Source organism: Pararhizobium sp. O133 (assembly GCF_051669845.1).
Lineage (GTDB): Bacteria > Pseudomonadota > Alphaproteobacteria > Rhizobiales > Rhizobiaceae > Pararhizobium.
This window is the reverse complement of sequence record NZ_CP196426.1, coordinates 1,939,714-1,957,121: the sequence shown is the minus strand read 5'-3', so window position 1 is coordinate 1,957,121 and position 17,408 is coordinate 1,939,714. Positions and strand designations below refer to the sequence as shown.

At 62.2% G+C, this 17,408-nt stretch carries 17 protein-coding genes; 9 read left to right on the top strand and 8 right to left on the bottom strand.

Annotation, left to right across the window (positions count from 1 at the left end; translation table 11 throughout):
- The first annotated feature begins 9 nt into the window (after positions 1 to 9).
- The 3 genes from ACST81_RS09415 to ACST81_RS09405 all read left to right on the top strand — a co-directional run bounded on the left by ACST81_RS09415 (position 10) and on the right by ACST81_RS09405 (position 2,467).
- Positions 10 to 1,464, top strand: a complete 1,455-nt coding sequence (locus ACST81_RS09415) for a hypothetical protein (protein WP_438752688.1) — start codon at positions 10 to 12, stop codon at positions 1,462 to 1,464.
- An 83-nt stretch (positions 1,465 to 1,547) separates the two neighbouring features.
- A complete protein-coding gene (locus ACST81_RS09410; RefSeq protein WP_438752687.1) occupies positions 1,548 to 2,003 on the top strand; it encodes a MaoC family dehydratase in 456 nt (151 codons plus the stop codon).
- Complete coding sequence (locus ACST81_RS09405) at positions 2,000 to 2,467, top strand: MaoC family dehydratase (protein ID WP_438752685.1); 468 nt, start codon at positions 2,000 to 2,002, stop codon at positions 2,465 to 2,467. The genes ACST81_RS09410 and ACST81_RS09405 overlap by 4 nt, the downstream gene beginning before the upstream one ends.
- A gap of 5 nt (positions 2,468 to 2,472) precedes the next feature.
- Here ACST81_RS09405 and ACST81_RS09400 read toward each other — a convergent pair whose 3' ends face one another.
- The 3 genes from ACST81_RS09400 to ACST81_RS09390 form a co-directional block, all read right to left on the bottom strand.
- Positions 2,473 to 3,582, bottom strand: coding sequence for a hypothetical protein (locus ACST81_RS09400; RefSeq protein ID WP_438752684.1), 1,110 nt, complete (start codon positions 3,580 to 3,582; stop codon positions 2,473 to 2,475).
- A gap of 17 nt (positions 3,583 to 3,599) precedes the next feature.
- Positions 3,600 to 4,145, bottom strand: coding sequence for an adenine phosphoribosyltransferase (locus ACST81_RS09395; RefSeq protein WP_438752682.1), 546 nt, complete (start codon positions 4,143 to 4,145; stop codon positions 3,600 to 3,602).
- Positions 4,146 to 4,306: 161 nt separating this feature from the next.
- Complete coding sequence (locus ACST81_RS09390) at positions 4,307 to 4,717, bottom strand: DUF4168 domain-containing protein (RefSeq protein WP_438752680.1); 411 nt, start codon at positions 4,715 to 4,717, stop codon at positions 4,307 to 4,309.
- Between the two features lie 255 nt (positions 4,718 to 4,972).
- Here ACST81_RS09390 and ACST81_RS09385 point away from each other — a divergent pair, with 255 nt between their 5' ends.
- Entirely contained in the window at positions 4,973 to 5,158 is a 186-nt protein-coding gene (locus ACST81_RS09385; protein WP_325465134.1) for a DUF1059 domain-containing protein, read from the top strand.
- Between the two features lie 16 nt (positions 5,159 to 5,174).
- Here ACST81_RS09385 and ACST81_RS09380 read toward each other — a convergent pair whose 3' ends face one another.
- Genes ACST81_RS09380 through ACST81_RS09370 form a run of 3 tightly spaced genes read right to left on the bottom strand, consistent with a single transcriptional unit; the run spans position 5,175 to position 7,674 of the window.
- The gene (locus tag ACST81_RS09380) at positions 5,175 to 6,425 is read right to left on the bottom strand and encodes a CCA tRNA nucleotidyltransferase (RefSeq protein WP_438752678.1); all 1,251 of its coding nucleotides are present in this window, start codon (positions 6,423 to 6,425) and stop codon (positions 5,175 to 5,177) included.
- Entirely contained in the window at positions 6,422 to 7,054 is a 633-nt protein-coding gene (locus tag ACST81_RS09375) for a CoA pyrophosphatase (protein ID WP_438752676.1), read from the bottom strand. Before ACST81_RS09375 ends, ACST81_RS09380 begins: the two co-directional genes overlap by 4 nt.
- Entirely contained in the window at positions 7,051 to 7,674 is a 624-nt protein-coding gene (locus ACST81_RS09370) for a DUF1285 domain-containing protein (protein ID WP_438752674.1), read from the bottom strand. The genes ACST81_RS09375 and ACST81_RS09370 overlap by 4 nt, the downstream gene beginning before the upstream one ends.
- Before the next feature lie 167 nt (positions 7,675 to 7,841).
- On the opposite strand from ACST81_RS09370, the gene ACST81_RS09365 reads away from it, so the two are divergent.
- Genes ACST81_RS09365 through ACST81_RS09350 form a run of 4 tightly spaced genes read left to right on the top strand, consistent with a single transcriptional unit; the run spans position 7,842 to position 14,679 of the window.
- On the top strand, positions 7,842 to 8,855 hold the full coding sequence (locus ACST81_RS09365; protein ID WP_438752673.1) for an AAA family ATPase: 1,014 nt from the start codon (positions 7,842 to 7,844) through the stop codon (positions 8,853 to 8,855).
- A 19-nt stretch (positions 8,856 to 8,874) separates the two neighbouring features.
- Entirely contained in the window at positions 8,875 to 9,795 is a 921-nt protein-coding gene (locus ACST81_RS09360; protein WP_438752672.1) for a DUF58 domain-containing protein, read from the top strand.
- Positions 9,792 to 12,599 carry a DUF4159 domain-containing protein gene (locus ACST81_RS09355; RefSeq protein WP_438752671.1) on the top strand — a complete coding sequence of 936 codons (2,808 nt, stop codon included), beginning with the start codon at positions 9,792 to 9,794 and terminating at the stop codon, positions 12,597 to 12,599. Before ACST81_RS09360 ends, ACST81_RS09355 begins: the two co-directional genes overlap by 4 nt.
- A gap of 10 nt (positions 12,600 to 12,609) precedes the next feature.
- On the top strand, positions 12,610 to 14,679 hold the full coding sequence (locus ACST81_RS09350; RefSeq protein ID WP_438752670.1) for a hypothetical protein: 2,070 nt from the start codon (positions 12,610 to 12,612) through the stop codon (positions 14,677 to 14,679).
- Between the two features lie 409 nt (positions 14,680 to 15,088).
- Here the strand turns inward: ACST81_RS09350 and ACST81_RS09345 are convergent, their stop codons facing one another.
- A complete protein-coding gene (locus tag ACST81_RS09345; protein WP_438752669.1) occupies positions 15,089 to 15,589 on the bottom strand; it encodes a GNAT family N-acetyltransferase in 501 nt (166 codons plus the stop codon).
- Between the two features lie 277 nt (positions 15,590 to 15,866).
- On the opposite strand from ACST81_RS09345, the gene ACST81_RS09340 reads away from it, so the two are divergent.
- Positions 15,867 to 16,850 (top strand): glutathione S-transferase family protein, encoded by a 984-nt coding sequence (locus tag ACST81_RS09340; RefSeq protein WP_438752667.1) that lies wholly within the window; start codon positions 15,867 to 15,869, stop codon positions 16,848 to 16,850.
- A 3-nt stretch (positions 16,851 to 16,853) separates the two neighbouring features.
- On the opposite strand, the gene ACST81_RS09335 is transcribed toward ACST81_RS09340, so the two are convergent.
- Positions 16,854 to 17,342 (bottom strand): NUDIX domain-containing protein, encoded by a 489-nt coding sequence (locus ACST81_RS09335; RefSeq protein WP_438752666.1) that lies wholly within the window; start codon positions 17,340 to 17,342, stop codon positions 16,854 to 16,856.
- Between the last annotated feature and the right edge of the window lie 66 nt (positions 17,343 to 17,408).

Genomic DNA, 17,408 nt, shown 5'->3' with positions numbered 1-17,408 from the left:
AGTTTTTAGATGCGCCTGCTTCCCGCCCTGCTTTTGTCCACCGCCCTTGTCACGCAATCCGCACAGGCGGCGGAAATCAGCCATCAGGGTGCGCAGGAGATCGAACAGAACTTCACCAAATACCTGCCCGAGAAGCTGGCGAAATCTGGCCTGATCAAGGTGCGCCCGGGCACGATGGATTATGAACTGACCTTTGATCCGACGGTGCTGGTCAAGGACGTCGATCCGAAGGTCTTCACCATTTCCGGGCTCAAGCCATGGCTGGCGCTGATCCGGCCGATGGATGATGGCCTGTGGCAGTTCAACCAGACGGCTGATCTCGACATCAAAGGCCAGTTCACGGTCGGCACAGAGAAAACGGATTTCAGCTACAAGATCGATGGCATGAAGGCTGATGGCACGATCGATCCAGACCTTCTCTATTTCAAATCGGCAAAAATGAGTGCCGACAAGGCCTCCATGACGTCGAAGTCACCGCTGCAATCGGTGGAAGCCACTTTCGGCGCGATGACATCGACACTCGATGCCAAGCGTGCCACACCGGAAACCGTGGACATCCGCTCCAACATGGTGATGAACGGCTTCACCGAAACCATCATCGACCCTGCGAAAGTAAAAGTCGATCTTTCCGCCGACAGCATGACAGTCGATGTCGCATTCAACGGGCTGGGCTACAAGCCGCTCCAGGATCTCATCTTCTTCGTGCTCGACAAGGTGGAGAAGGACAAGAAGGAACTGTTGGCGACCGAACAGGTCGAGTTGAAGGCCTTGGTGCGCGCCAACCTGCCGATGTTCGAAAACCTGCTGGAATCGATTGAGGTCGCCAACCTGAAGGTCGGTACGCCGACGGGCACATTCGGCGCGGAAACCCTGCGCTACACGATCGACACCAATGGCTTGCGCGACCAGGCGAAGGTGGGTTTCGGCATCAGCATCGACAAGCCGTCGGTACCGCCGGGCGTGATCCCGGAAGCTTTCGTTTCCGCCCTGCCCGAGACGATGAACACCCGCATCTCGCTGGAAAACATCAATCTTGCCAGCGGCATCACCTATTTCATCGATCATGCCGATTTCAACGCGGACAAGCCGCTGACGGATGAGCAATCGACAGAAGTCGGGCGCATCTTCCTGCCGGGCGGTGCCATGACGATCCGTTATGACGATGTCTCGGCGCGCTCCTCGATCTATGATTTCAGCCTGTCGGGCACGACCACCGTCTATCCCGATCAACCGGAGCGGCAGAATACGGATATCACGATCTACGCCAAGGACTTCGACAAGACGGTCGAATACCTGCAGAAGAATGCGGCCACTGTACCGCAATTCGGTCAGGCCGCCTTCATGCTGCTGATGGTCAAGGGTCTCGCCAAGGAAAGTCCCGACGGCAAGCAGATGTGGAACATCGTTGTCGATGAGACCAAGAAGGTGAAGATCAACGGGCAGGACCTGCCTTTCCAGCCCTGATCGCTCGCGAGCGATCATCCCAACCGGGCTGGTTTCCCATGATCAGCTGGGATGGTAGAACATGCCGGTCGGAGGGCGCAAAGATGCTTTATTTCGAGGATTTTCCCGCCGGCAGGCGGTTCAAGTTCAATCCGGTCGCGGTAAAGGCCGAGGAGGTCAGCGCCTTCGCCGCGGAATTCGATCCCCAGCCGATGCACCTGTCGGATGAAGGCGGAAAAGCCAGCATTCTCGGCGGGCACGCGGCATCCGGCTGGCACACCAGTGCCATGATGATGCGCATGCTCTGCGACAGCTATATTTTCGAGACCGCGTCCGAGGGCTCTCCCGGCGTCGACAGCATGGAATGGAAGAAGGCGGTCTTGGCGGGCGACATCCTTTCGGGCGCCTGCGCTGTCGTCGAGGCGCGCGTGTCACGCTCGCGGCCCGAGATCGGTATCGTCAAGCTGCGCGCGGTTGTCAGCAACCAGCGGGGCGAGACGGTGGCGATCTGCGACTATGCCAACATGATCCGCCGCCGGCCGACGGGAGACAGCGCATGAAATTGGCCGAACTCCATCCCGAAGGCACACGCGAGACGATCGGCACAGTTCATTTCACCGCCGAGGACATCATCGGTTTCGCCGAGAAATTCGATCCGCAGCCTTTTCACCTAGATGCGGAAGCTGCCCGGCAATCGCTGTTCGGCGGCCTCTGCGCTTCCGGATGGCACACCTGCGCCGGCTGGATGAAATGTTTCGTACCCTACTGGATGGGCGAAATCCGGCGGTTGGCGGGACTTGGGCTCGTCGCGCCGAAACTCGGCCCCTCGCCCGGCTTTCGCGACATGCGCTGGCTGCGGCCCGTCTTTGCCGGCGACACCGTCACCTATTTCGTCACCTTTATTGCCGCCAAGGATCTGGAATCGCGGCCGGGATGGCGGATCAACACCATTCTGTGCGAGGGCGAAAACCAGAACGGACAGCCGGTGATCCGGTTCGAAAGCAAGGTCATTGAGTTTCCCTGAAGGGTTCAGTGCTTGGGACGGTAGACCGGGTGCAGGCGGGCCGTAATGGTTTCCGGCAAGAGCGAGACGATGGCCCTCCGCAAGGTCTGCCAGAATATCCCGATGAACAGGACGACCACGCCGACGGCGAGAACGGTCACAGACTGATAATCGCCGAGAGAAACGCCGCCGCGCTGGAGAATGGTCCAGATCGCCAACCCAAGCGACAGCAAGCCCGAGGTCACGAAAGCGCGACGGTCGATGATCAGGCCGATTGCCATGAACACGACGACGATCGCCAGCACGGCAAAGGCGTCGCTCGGTGACGTTGCGTCGCCCCACCAGTTTCCGGAGACATTGCGTAAAAAGACAAACGACAGCATGGCATAAAGCAGCGCCGGTGCCGCCGCCAGATGCAGCCAGAAGGCAACGTCCGAAAGCCGGGTTTTTCGCGCCGGATCTGCAATGTCGTAGGACATTGCGGCCGCAAACAGTCCGAGCGCACCAATCAGCAGCACGAATGCCGAAAGAGCGGGATGTTCGATAAAGACGAAGAATGCCCCAGTCGCCTTAGTGATAAGCAGAAGAGCTATGTCCACGGCAAGCAGGAACAGGCAGACGAGCACGGCAGCGAGCGCGAGCGGCACCCGATAACGCCAGTAGAAAATCGCCAACGTCACAGCCCATATTGGAAAAGCCAAAAGCGCGAGTTCAAGGTTTTTAAAGATGTCCGGAGCCAACTTGGCAATCATCATCATGGCCAAAACGCCAGTCCATTGAACGAGCGCCACCGTCAGGACGACAGCCGGAAGCGCCAGCCGTTGCCGGCGCACGAAGATTTCGGCGAGAATGATGATGGCCGGCAGGGCGGCGAACAGGCTGCCAAGCCCCCACAGCCCGATCAGGGCAACGACAATGCCGATGGTGATGAGGATGTCGTGAAAGCCGCGCACGAAGCGAGGCTGCTCGCTCTCCTCGGCCTGGAGAGCGTCATCGTCAAGATCGGAGGCGGAAAACGAGGCGCCGCCGATAACGGCGCCCCTGCCCGCCAGATAGGGTTCAAGCCTCTCGGCCTGCTCACTCGTGATGATCCCCTCGCTCGCGGCGGAGCGGAGCGCGTCCCCTATCGATGCCATCCGGCGCCCCTCTTGGTTCAGTGACCGTCGAATTCGATCAGCGTCAGCACCTTGACGCCGAGCGCCTCGATCTTTTTGCGGCCGCCGAGTTCCGGAAGGTCGATGATGAAACAGGCGGCGACGATATCGGCACCCATCTGCTGCAGGAGCTTGGTCGCGCCTTCGGCGGTTCCGCCGGTGGCGATGAGGTCGTCGACCAGGATCACCTTGTCGCCCGGCTTGATCGCGTCGCGGTGCATTTCCATCTCGTCGACGCCGTATTCCAGGCTGTAGGCGATGCTGACCGTATCGTGCGGCAGCTTGCCCTTCTTGCGGATCGGCACGAAACCGGCCGACATCTGATGCGCCATGGCGCCGCCCATGATGAAACCGCGCGCCTCGATGCCCGCGACCTTGTCGATCTTCATGCCAGCGAAGGGATGCACCAGCTCGTCAATGGCGCGGCGAAAGGCGCGCGGATTGCCGAGCAGCGTGGTGATGTCGCGGAACATGATGCCGGGCTTCGGATAATCCGCGATGTTGCGGATGGAGGCGATCAATTCTTGGCTGAGAGAAGAGCTCATAGGGAGGGCATGCCTTTGTCGACGTCTTGAGGAGACGAAGGCATAACACCAAAGCAAGATTTTTCGATAGCGGTTTCTTGCCGGCTTCCAGATCTGCCCGGAAAGGAAAGCCGCGAGCGGGAACGAAGCTGTCTCCGCATCCCGCCCCGGTGAAATGGCGATTACTGAGCGGGTGCAGAAACCTTCAGCTTGTCCTGCACCTTCTTGGCGACGTCCGGATTGGTCTGCGCCGCGGTGATGATGGTCTTGTATTCATCCAGGGACATGCCCGGCGATTTTTCGACAGCATTGATCATCTGCTGGTTGGCTTCGTTCTGAAGCTTCTGCTTGCTCGTCGCATCCTTCTCGGCGCCGATCTTGGCGGCATAGTCCTGCCTGACCTTGTCGACCTGCAGATAGGCGACCGCGAAGGCCTCGATCTTCTGGTCGCTGATGGCGGCGGGTGCTGTGCCCTGCGTCGGCTGAGTGGCCTGTGGCTCGGTGGCTCCTTGCGCGAAGGCCGGCGAGTTGATGACGATCAGGCTGAGGGCCGCGGCGGTCAAGGCCGCGACGGGCATGTGGCGAATGGTCATATGCATTCCTTCCTTAAGTCAATCTGAAGGCGGTTTTCACCGCCTTTTCGAATAGGGCGAACCCTGCGGCCAAACTCCCGAACGGATCGGGCGACAATGTGACCCTCAAAAGGAAGGTTCAAGGCGATGTCGAGACAAGCACCGGGACAGCAACCGATATTGGGGAACCATTCGTGCCCGATTTCGGTTATAGTCGGACCATTCCGCCAGCCGAAAGGGCAGACGGGCGGATGTCCACTTGCAAGGAGGAGTCTCATGCGACTGTTTGAATGCGGGTCCCTCGTGCCGGGTTGCGACTGGCACACACGCGCCGACAGCGATGCGGAAGTCGTCCGCCGCGCCGTCGATCATCTGCGCCAAACCCATGGCGAAACGCTAATCCGGGAAAACATGGTCGATCACATCAAGGAGCGCATCGTCGACGAGACGAAGGCTGCCTGACCTCACACCCCTGATTTCATACCATGGACTGAAGCCGGGCAACGAGCGTTGCCCGGTCGGCATTGAAATTTCCCTCGATCCACTTGTCCTCCAGCGCGCCCAGGATTTCCCCAACGCGCGGCCCGGCCGAAATGCCCGTCTGCAAGACATCGGCGCCGGTCAACGGGAAGACCGGCCTTTCCCATTTTTCCGTTCGGGTAAGCAGACGTTGCAGTCGTGCCGTCTCGGGCAGTTGTGCCGGATCGTTTTCGGATTTCTGCCGCGACGAAGAGAGCGCAAGCCTGAGACTCGTGTCCACCCCCTGTGTTCCGTGCCGATAAAGCAACCGGTCGAACGCCGTGTCGGCAATGGTGCCCGGCAAGCGCGGCGCCTTTGTCCACTCGGCAAAAACTGCTGCTTCTGTCTTCGATAGCCTCAAGCGCTTGGCCATTGCGTCCAGCCGCTCGGCATCCGGCGGAATGATCGCCGCCAGCCGCAGCAAAGGGTTGGGCAGCCAGCCGAAGGCCTGCTCTGCTGCGATCAACGCGGGGATGGCATCGATTCCCCATTTCTCGCTTTCAGGCAGGATTGCGGTAAGGACGCCGGACGTGCGCATCCATAGAAGCGCGCGGCCGGGATCGCGGGCGGCAAGGATTTTCTTCAGTTCCGACCAGACGCGTTCGGCCGACAAGCCCGACAGCCTGGAGCGCGCCTGCGCACAGGCCCTCAGCCCATCGGCGTCCGGACGACCGGAACCGTAATGGGCAAAGAACCGGAAGAACCGCAGGATCCGCAGGTAATCTTCGGCAACCCGCTCGGCGGCATTGCCGATGAAGCGGATGTTGCGCTTTTCGATATCAGGCAGCCCACCGACGAGATCGATGACCTCGCCCTTGGCATCGGCATAGAGTGCGTTGATCGTGAGATCGCGGCGCTCGGCATCCACCCGCCAGTCCGTAGCGAAGGCGACCTCGGCACGGCGGCCATCGGTCTCTACATCGCGCCTCAACGTCGTCACCTCATACGGCACGCCGTCGATCACCAGGGTCACCGTGCCATGGGCGATGCCGGTCGGAACCGACTTGATGCCGGCTGTCTTGGCGCGGGCCACCACCTCGTCCGGCAGTAGCGTTGTCGCCATGTCGATATCGGCGACGGCAAGCCCCATCAGGCTGTTTCGCACCGCGCCGCCAACCACCCGCACCTCGCCGCCATCGGCATTGAGCAAATCAAAGACGCGGGTCAGTGCCGGCGCGGTAAACCAGGCCTCGGAGGCAACGGAGGTCATGCGTAAAGCCTTTCATACAGCATGCGGACAATTCCCGCCGTAATGCCCCAAATATGCTGGTCGCCATAGGGCATGCTGTAAAAATGTCGCTCGGCCCCTTTCCAGGTCGCCTGGCCCCGGCCGTGATTGTCCGGGTTCATAAGGAAGGACAGCGGTACGTCGAACACCGCCGCCACCTCTGCCGGATTGAGTTGAAGATCGTAGCCCGGCTGGACGACGCCAAGGATCGGCGTGATCCTGAAGCCGGACATGGCCATGTAATGCGGCAGCCGTCCGACCGTTTCGACGAACCGCCGGTCGAGGCCGATCTCTTCCTCGGTTTCACGCAGCGCCGCCCGCTCCGGAGTATCGTCTTCGGGATCGACAGCGCCACCGGGAAAGGCGACCTGCCCGGAATGCTTGCGCAGCGTCTTGGTGCGCTGGGTGAAGATCACACGCGCCTCGTCACCATCGTCGATGACGGGCACGAGGACGGCGGCGTCCTTCAGCTTCAACGTCTCCAGATAGGGGATGGTGTCGGGATTGAGCAGGAAATCGCCATGCTCACGCCAGGCGTCATCCACCGGACTTCCGGATTGCTCAAGTGCGCGGCGCCGGAAATCCTCGGCTGAAAACAATGCCTCGGTCATGCCGAAAGCGCTGCCAGTTCTTTCGCCGGCATGACCGGAAACAGGACGCCGCTGGAGCGGATGGCGAACATCTCGACGCTGTTGATCGTCCGCGTTTCGCCAAGCTCGACGAGATCGTACATCACCGCGCGCGAGACGAGCGCCTCCAGCCGGCCGCGCACATGGAGATAGGGCTTCAATTCCCTGTTCTCGCCTTCTATGACGAAGCGCAATCCATGCTCAGGCCCCGCCTCCACCACATCGCCGACATTGGTTCGGAAAGTGATCACCGGCTCGCCGTCATTTTCGGTCAGGTTCATTTCCACCGCGACGAAGGGCGCATCGACGATGCGGATACCGACTTTTTCCACAGGAGTTACGAGATAGGTCTTGCCGTCCTCGTCCTTGCGCAGAACCGTGGAAAACAGGCGCACCAGCGGCTGCCGGCCGATCGGCGTGCCCATGTAAAACCATGTGCCGTCGGCGCGGATTTCCATGTCGATATCGCCGCAAAAGGGCGGATTCCATTTATCGACGGGCGGCAAACCCCTGTCTTGGCCATTCGTCTGTCCCGCTGCCCGGCTGATCAAGGCTGCCAGTCCCGCCGCATCGCCGGTCTGATGTATTTGCTCGTCCGCCATTGTTCCGTCCCGATTGACCCTATTGTTGCGATTTCACGAGCCCCACCTCACGAGATAGTGCGCCCGTCACGTCTTGTCAGCCTTTGATCGGAGCATAGATTGAAAATGACAGACGAAAAGAGCGCTTTTCGCGATTCGGCACCACGGCCGGCCTTTGGAGACAGACGATGGGTGTGATGAAAACGACCGATGGCGCAATCGACGACAAGGCCATCATTGCCGCGGCGGAAAAGGCACTTGGCGAGATCGCCGTGATCCGCAAGGAAGTCGGCAAGGTGATCTTCGGCCAGGAAAGCGTGGTCGAACAGACCCTGCTCGCGGTCCTGTCCGGCGGCCATGCGCTTCTGGTCGGTGTACCCGGTCTGGCGAAGACCAAGCTGGTCTCGACGCTCGGCACCGTGCTTGGCCTCAATTCCAGCCGCATCCAGTTCACGCCCGACCTGATGCCGTCCGATATCCTCGGTTCCGAAGTGATGGACCAGGACGAGAACGGTCGCCGGTCCTTCCGCTTCGTGCCCGGCCCGATCTTCACGCAGCTTTTGATGGCCGACGAAATCAATCGCGCCAGCCCGCGCACGCAGTCCGCGCTTTTACAGGCCATGCAGGAATATCACGTGACCGTCGCCGGTCAGCGCAATGACCTGCCGCAACCTTTCCACGTGCTCGCCACGCAAAACCCGCTGGAGCAGGAAGGCACCTACCCCCTGCCCGAAGCACAGCTCGACCGCTTCCTGATGCAAGTCGATGTCGGCTATCCCGAACTTGCCGCCGAACGCCAGATTCTGCTCGAAACCACCGGCACCCACGAAAACGAGGTTCACGGCGTTATCGACGCCCGCCAGCTTCAGGATATCCAGCATCTGATCCGGCAGATGCCGGTCAGCGAAAAGGTGGTCGACGCCATCCTCGCGCTGGTGCGCTCAGCCCGCCCCGGCAACGGCAATGAGGCCACCGACAGACACGTTGCCTGGGGTCCAGGCCCACGCGCCGGCCAGTCGCTGATGCTCTGCGCCCGCGCCCGCGCCCTCTATGACGGCAGGCTGGCACCATCCATCGATGACATCATGGCCCTTGCCGAACCCGTCCTGCAGCATCGCATGGCGCTGACATTTTCAGCCCGGGCGGAAGGCATGACGGTCCGTGACGTCATCACCGGGCTGGTCAAACAGGCTAAGGCTTAATCAAGCCAAAGGATAATGAATGGCTGCCATCGGGCACATCGTCGAGCCGACGCCATCCGGAGAAATCCTTTCCCGGGCGCAGAGCCGCGCCCGGCTGATCCCTGATTGCATGGTCGAGGCCAAGCGCATCGCCAACACGGTGATTTCCGGCTGGCACGGCCGCCGCAAGCGTGGCATCGGCGAGAATTTCTGGCAGTTCCGCCCCTATAGCGATGGCGAAAGCCTGTCGCGCATCGACTGGCGCCGTTCCGCCCGCGACGACCATACCTATGTCCGCGACAGGGAATGGGAAGCGGCGCATACGATCTGGCTCTGGGCCGACCTTTCGCCGTCGATGATGTACAAGTCGAAATTCGGCAGCGTCTCGAAGGAAAGCCGGGCGCTGGTGCTGATGCTGGCGCTTGCGGAAATCCTCGCCCGCTCCGGCGAGCGCATCGGTTGCCCCGGCGTGATGGAGCCGGTCTCCGCCCGCAACGCGGCCGAACGGCTGGCGACCGCGCTGATGCACACGCGGCTGTCCGGCGGCCTGCCGCAGACCGGCATGATCCGTGGCGCGAGCGACCTTGTCCTGATCGGCGACTTCCTCGATCCCGCCGAGACGATCATGGCGCAACTCGGCCCGCTGGCCCGTCGTGGACTGCGCGGTCATGTGGTCGAGATCGCCGATCCCGCCGAGGAAAGCTTTCCCTATGCCGGCCGCACCGAGTTCACCGACCCGGAAACCGGCGAAAAGCTGACCGCCGGCCGCGCCGAAATCGTCCGCGACGACTATCGCCGCGCCTATGTCGCGCGCCGCGACAGCCTGGGCGAAAACCTGCGCCATCTCGGCTGGACGTTCACGCCGCACCGCACGGACCACCTGGCGTCGGAAGCATTGGTCGCCGTGCATATGTATCTGTCCGGCATGCCCGGCCGCGCCACGCATGGAGGCCAGTTGTGAGCTTCCTGCCCTTCGTCTTCGCCAATCCGTTGATGCTCGCCGCCCTCGTCGCCCTGCCGGCCATCTGGTGGCTTCTGCGGATGACGCCGCCCAAGCCGGTGACGGAAGTGTTTCCGCCGCTGCGTATTCTGGCCAGCGTCCTGAAGCGCGAGGAAACGCCGTCGAAAAGCCCCTGGTGGCTGACGCTGCTGCGCATGTTGATGGCCGCCGCCATTATTCTTGCGATCGCCGATCCGGTGTTTAATCCGCGTTCGAATACGCTCTCGGCGGAAGGACCGCTGGCGCTGGTGATCGACAACAGTTGGGCGACCGCGACCGATTGGGAACGCCGGGTGGAAACGGCGGACGCGCTGATCGGTGACGCGGAAGCGAGGGATCTTCCAGTTTCCGTCGTCTTTACCGCCGACAGCGATCATAATGCCGTGCCGGGCTCGGCAACGACGGCGCGCAACCGCATGGCCGCCGCATCGCCGCAGCCGCTGCGCCCGAACCGGGAAGCGGCCGTCACCGCTTTGCGAACCGCCCTGAACGGCACCGCTCCAGGCACGCTCGCCTTCCTGTCCGACGGCATCGATGCCGGCGATACAAAGGTCATGGCCGAGCTCGCGGCACTTTCTCCCGCAAACCTCCGGCTAGTCGAAGGCGGCAGGGACCGCGCCATCGCCATCACCAACTCGGCCAACGATGCCGAATCCATGGTGGTCAGCGCCAGCCGCCTCGACACGACTGCCGCCCGCACCCTGCCGATCACCGCCTATGACACACGCGGCCGGTCGATTGCCAATGGCTCAATCGCTTTTGCGCCCGGCGAGAGCCTGGCCAAGGGCACGCTGGCGGCGCCGTTCGAACTGCGTAACGACTTTGCCCGTATCGCCATCGATGATGCGGCGACGGCCGGTGGCACCTTCCTGCTTGATGACGGTTTTCGCCGCCGTCGCGTAGCGCTTTTGAGTGGCGAGGCGCGCGACCAATCGCAGCCGCTGCTTTCGCCGCTCTATTATATCAACCGAGCGCTCGCGCCCTATGCCGACCTCATCCAGCCGAACGAAGCGGATCTGGCGATCTCGATCCCGGAACTGCTGGCGCAAAAACCGTCCATGCTGATCATGGCCGATATCGGCCGCCTGCCGGATGAAACCTATGCCCCGATCATCAAATGGATCGAGAATGGCGGTACACTCGTGCGCTTCGCAGGCCCGAGACTGGCGGCAGCGCCTGCCGACGATCCGCTGGTTCCGGTGACGTTGCGTCAGGGCGAACGCGCGCTCGGCGGCGCTCTTTCCTGGTCCGAGCCGCAGCCGCTCGCCGATTATCCGGCGCTCAGTCCGTTTGCCGGCATGCCGCGACCTGAGGGTATCCTCGTCAAGCGGCAGGTGCTGGCGGAACCGACCGCTGATCTCTCGTCGCGCACTTGGGCAAGCCTTGCCGACGGCACGCCGCTCGTGACGACGAAGACGCAGGGCGCCGGCCGCATCATCCTGTTCCATGTCAGCGCCGAGGCGACCTGGTCGAACCTGCCGATCTCGGGCGATTTCGTCGAGATGCTACGCCGGAGCGTGCAACTGTCGCGCAGCGGCGGCGTGGCCAGCGAGGGCGGCGCCAAGGGCCGGACCCTGCCGCCCTACCGTCTGCTAAACGCCGACGGCGTGCTGGTTGCCGAAACCGGCAAAGCCCGGCCGCTGGACATCAAGGCCGGAACGACGCCCGTGTCCTCGCCTGAAAACCCGCCGGGTCTCTATGGTTCGGAGGAAGGATTTACCGCGGTGAACCTCCTGCCCCGCGATGCCGCACTGAAGCCGATCGACACGACCGGTCTCTCGATGGCCTATACGACGGAGCCGCTGATCGGCGCCGAGGCCTGGTCTTTGAAGCCATCGCTGTTTGCGGCGGCATTGCTGCTGTTGCTAGTCGATTCAGCCGTGGTCCTGTTCATGGGCGGCGCCTTTGCCCGCCTGCGCATGCCGGCGGCGGCCGCGATCCTGTTGGCACTGGCGGCAGGCTCTATGATTCTGGCGCCGGATCGGGCGCTGGCCGACGACAGCAAGCCCGGCGACGACAAGATTTTCGAACGACTGGACAAGACGCACCTGGCCTATGTCGTCACCGGTGAAACGGATGTCGATCGGCTGTCCGAACGCGGTCTCGCCGGCCTCACCGAATTCCTGACTTATCGCACGACGCTCGAGCCCGGCCCGCCGGTCGGTCTCGATATCGCGGCTGACGAACTGTCGTTCTATTCGCTGATCTACTGGCCGGTTTCCGCCAATGCGCCGATGCCGAGCGCGCAGGCGATCAGCCGGATCGACGCCTATATGCGCGCCGGCGGCACCGTGCTGTTCGATACCCGTGACCAGTTTTCCTCGCTCGGCAACAATGGCGGTACCAGCCCGAACGCGGAACGGTTGCAGGCGATCCTGGCCGACCTCGACATTCCGCCGCTCGAGCCCGTCCCGACCGACAATGTGCTGACGAAATCGTTCTACCTGCTTTCCAGTTTTCCGGGTCGCTACAGCGGCAGCCCGCTCTGGATCGAGGCGCAACCGGACAATGGTTCGCAGCCGACCGGGCGTCCCGCCCGCTCCGGCGACGGCGTATCGCCGATCATGATCACCGGCAATGATCTTGCCGGCGCCTGGGCGATCGATTCCAACGGGGTGCCGCTGCTGCCGACCGTGCCGCCGGACGAGCAGCAGCGCGAATATGCCTTCCGGGCCGGCGTCAATATCATGATGTACATGCTGACCGGCAACTACAAGGCGGATCAAGTCCACATTCCTGCACTGCTCGAACGGCTTGGCCAGTGAGGATTTGGGCATGACACTCGATTTCTCGCCGCTCATTCCCTGGCCCTATCTCGCGGTGCTGGCGCTTGTCGCCATCCTGTTGTCGGCGCTCGGCTTCTGGCGCGGTATCCGGGGCGCCGCATTCCGCACGGCGGCACTCGCGGCACTTTGCCTTGCCATCGCCAATCCGGTCTTCTTCCAGGAGGAGCGCGAGCCGCTGTCGACCATCGTCGGCGTCGTCGTCGATCGCAGCCAGAGCCAGGACAATGCCGGCCGCCGCGACATGACGGATGCGGCACTTGCGACGCTCAAGGAGTGGCTGGCCAAGTTCCCGCAGATCGAGGGGCGCATCGTTGAGGCCGCCGACGACGAGGATACGGAAACTCCCTCCACCAAACTGTTCACGGCGCTGCAGACGGCGCTTGCCGATGTACCGCCCGCCCGCGTCGGCGGCGCAATCTTCATCACCGACGGCCAGATCCACGACGTCCCAGACGTCAACCAGCCGCTCGGCTTCGACGCGCCGATCCACGGGCTGATCACCGGCAAGCCGGACGAGTACGATCGCCGCATCGAGATCGTTAGCGGACCCCGCTTCGGCATCGTCGGGGAGGAACAGAAAGTCTCCTTCCGCATCGTCGATGATGGCGCAGCACCCGGTGGCACGTCCGAGGTCACCATCAGCCTCAATGGCAACGAAATCGCCACGGAAATGGCTGAACCGGGTACCGACGTGCCCTTCGCCTTCACCGTCCCGCGTGGCGGCAACAATATCCTTGAATTTGCCGTAGCCGGCGTTCCTGGCGAAGTGACGGATACCAACAACCGCGCCGTCCATGTCATCGACGGCATCCGCGAAAATCTGCGCGTGCTGCTGGTCTCCGGCGAACCGCATGCGGGCGAGCGGGCCTGGCGAAACTTACTGAAATCCGATGCCGCCGTCGATCTCGTGCACTTCACGATTTTGCGGCCGCCGGAAAAGCAGGATGGAACGCCGATCAACGAACTGTCGCTGATTGCCTTCCCGACTCGCGAACTGTTCGTCGACAAGATCAAGGAATTCGACCTGATCATCTTCGACCGCTATCAGCATCGCGGCGTGCTGCCGATTCTCTACTATGACAATATCGCCCAATATGTCGAAAACGGCGGCGCGCTGCTGATCGCCGCCGGACCGGAACATGCGGGTGACGATTCCATCGCCACCACGCCGCTATCGGCCGTGCTGCCCGCAAGCCCCACAGGCTTCATGAACGAGAAAGCCTTCTATCCGCGCCTCTCCGACGAAGGCAAGAAGCACCCCGTCACCCGCGGCCTCGAAGGCGCCGACAGCGAGCCGCCGCATTGGGGCCGCTGGTTCCGCACGGTGGATGTCGATCGGCCTCTCGGCCAGACCGTGATGCAGGCTGCCGACGGCAAGCCATTGCTGGTGCTCAACCGCGTCGGCAAGGGCCGCGTCGCCATGCTGCTGTCCGATCAGGGCTGGCTCTGGGCGCGCGGCTTCGAGGGCGGCGGCCCGAGCGTCTCGCTCTATCGGCGCACCGCCCACTGGCTGATGCAGGAACCGGCGCTGGAGGAAGAAGCCCTGACGGCGCATGCCAGCGGCCGCACACTCGAAATCGCCCGCCAGACCATCACCGGCGATCCGGGTGCAGCCATGCTCACCTACCCTTCCGGCAAGAGCGAACAGGTGACGCTCAGCGAAGGCGAACCCGGCCTCTACAAGGCGAGCATCAAGACCACCGAGACAGGCCTGTTCGAGGTCACCAATGGCGACTTGAACACGCTGGTCCATGTCGGCAGCGTCGATGCGCCCGAATTCAAGGCAACGATCTCGACGACGGAAACGCTGACGCCCTGGGCGGAAAAAACCAAAGGCCTTGTCCGCCGCCTCGCCAGCGCCGACGGCCCGATCGACCTGCCCCCGATCCTGCCCGTCCGCGGCACCGTTCGCGTCGCCGACGACCAGCGCCTGTCGCTGCGCATGACCGACGAGACGGTGCTGAAGGGCATCAACTCGCTGTCGCTGTTTGCCGGGTTCCTCGGCCTGGCGGCGCTGCTGTTCGTGCTGTCTGCGACCTGGCATCGCGAGGGACGGTGAGCGTATTTGGCGGCAGCGCTTCTATGATCATCTCCCGTTTCGCCGTAAAGCAGAGCCCCTCATCCGCCCTTCGGGCACTTTCTCCCCGTTTCAACGGGGAGAAAGGACAAGCGGCAACCCCGTCGTCCCATCTCTCCGCAGCGGTAGGGCTATTGCATATAAAGGCGCGACTTGCTCCTCCCTTCTCCCCGCGCGCGGGGAGAAGGTGCCCGAAGGGCGGATGAGGGGCCAAAGTGTCGGCCCTCGGTTTGCTCTTCGCCGAGCTTCACAGAATCGGCACAGCCGCGTCCAGACCGGATCAACTTCCCCGTCGGCAGGCCAGAATCGATGGGTTCCCAGCGGCGTATGCAGCCGACCTTCCTGCCCCATGCCGGGCGGGCCTATCCGCCGCGCACCTGACGGAAACCGATCAACCCCGCCAGCGGATTTCACCCTTCAAACCCGCATGGACATCGTCCTTCATCGGCACGACGAGAACCCGGTTGGGATCGACTGGCCCTGGAAAGGTCAGCGCGCCATAGGCAACCTTTTGGAAGCCGAGAGGCTGGTAGTAGGGCGGGTCGCCGACGAGGATGACGCCTTCCGAACCCTTGCGCTTGGCTGCCTCGACGGCGATGCGCACCAGTTCGCGGCCGATGCCGCGGTTCTTGTGCGAGGGACGAACGGCGAGCGGCCCGAGAAGGTGGCCCTTGACGGTTCCCGCCCAAACCGGCGTCATCCGCACCGAGGCGATCGTCTCGCCATCGTCGGCGCAGACGAAGGAGAGCGACAGGTCGTGCGGCCCCTGCTCGCGGATTCGCGCCGCCGCACGGGCGAAGCGGCCGGGGCCAAAGGCTTCTTCATTGATGATTTCGATGGCTGCGTCGTGGGAAGCGTCTTCGGTGAGATAGACGAGGTCGTGCTTTTTCATGAACATCGGGAAACCGGGCATACGAGACGGATAAAAGGTGATGGCTACGCCCTCAAGGCGTTTTCAGCATCAGCGTCGTCGTGGGCTTCCCGGGAAAAACATCGATAGAATCCGTCGGCATGAAAAATTGCGTCAGGCCCGATAGCAGAAAAAATCCCGGCGTCAAAGCCCAAAACGCACTGTTCAGCATCCGCGGACTATATGCTTTGAATTTAAGCGCTATCTAGAGGCAACGAATACACACATGAGCGGCGATCACGCCGCAGGAGACCGAACGATGGGCATGCTGGTAGATGGCGTCTGGCACGACGTCTGGTACGACACCAAGGAAACGAAGGGCCATTTCAAGCGGGCAGCATCGCAGTTCCGCAACTGGATCACATCAGATGGTTCGGCCGGTCCCTCCGGCGAGGGCGGCTTCAAGGCGGAGGCGGACCGTTACCACCTCTATGTCTCGCTTGCCTGTCCATGGGCGCATCGGACGCTGATCTTCCGCAAGCTGAAGAAGCTCGAAAACCTCATCACCGTCTCGATCGTCGATCCGCTGATGCTGTCGAAGGGATGGGAATTCAAGAACGAGATCGGCGGCACCGTCGATCACCTGTTCGGATCGGACGCGCTGTGGCAGGTTTACGTCAAGGCCGATCCACACTATTCCGGCCGTGTCACTGTTCCGGTCCTGTGGGACAAGAAGCAGAACAGGATGGTTTCCAATGAATCCTCGGAAATCATCCGCATGTTCAATTCGGCATTCGACGGAATCACCGGCTCCAACGTGGACTTCTATCCCGAGGCGCTCCGCGGCGAGATCGACGCCCTGAACGACCGCATCTACAACGCCGTCAACAACGGCGTCTACAAGGCCGGCTTCGCGACGAGCCAGGACGCCTATGCGGAGAATGTCACCGTGCTGTTCGACGTTCTGGACGAACTGGAAGAGCGACTTTCGACCCGCCGTTACCTGACCGGCAGCACGATCACAGAAGCTGACTGGCGGCTGTTCACGACGCTGGTGCGGTTCGATCCGGTCTATGTCGGCCACTTCAAGTGCAACATTCGCCGCATCGCCGATTACAGGAACCTGCAGGCCTATCTGCAGGATCTCTACCAGGTCGCCGGTGTCGCCGAGACGGTCAACATGCGCCATATCAAGGAGCACTATTACCGCAGCCATACGATGATCAATCCGACCGGTGTCGTTCCCGTCGGCCCGGTGCTGGACCTCGACGCACCGCATGGACGTGAAAAACTGGCAGCCTGATCGCTACCAGACGTCGGACGGCGGTGTCTCGCCGGCAAGCTCCGCCAGGCGCCGGTGCGTTGCCGGCGTCGTATCGGGCGGCAGGGCATCGAGCGCGAAAAAGCCAGTTTCGACGATTTCGAAATCCGGCTTTTTCGGGCTCATCTGCCGCACATTCTGGCATCGATAGAACAGGACATGATCGCGCTTGCTGGTCAGCCGGTTGAAATAGACATGAAAAAGCTCCGGCTTCTCGCTCATTTCGAGGTTGCCCTCCTCGCGCAATTCCTTGACGAGCGCCACCAACGCCGTTTCGCTCCGTTCCAGCCCGCCGCCCGGCATGTGCCAGCCAGGAACGTAGGAATGCCGGACCAGGAAGATCCGGCCCTCTTCGTCGAAACAGGCAGCCCGTACCCCCATGGTCATCCCTCGCGCGAAGGCGAAATAGCCATGAATCAGGCGGGTGACGAGTCGTGCTCTCCAATTGCGCATTTCCGGCGGCGTTTCCGTCATGCCGTTGATTTTCCTCCCCTGATTCCAGCCGAGGATAAAATCCCTCGAATGATTCCCCTTTTCAGG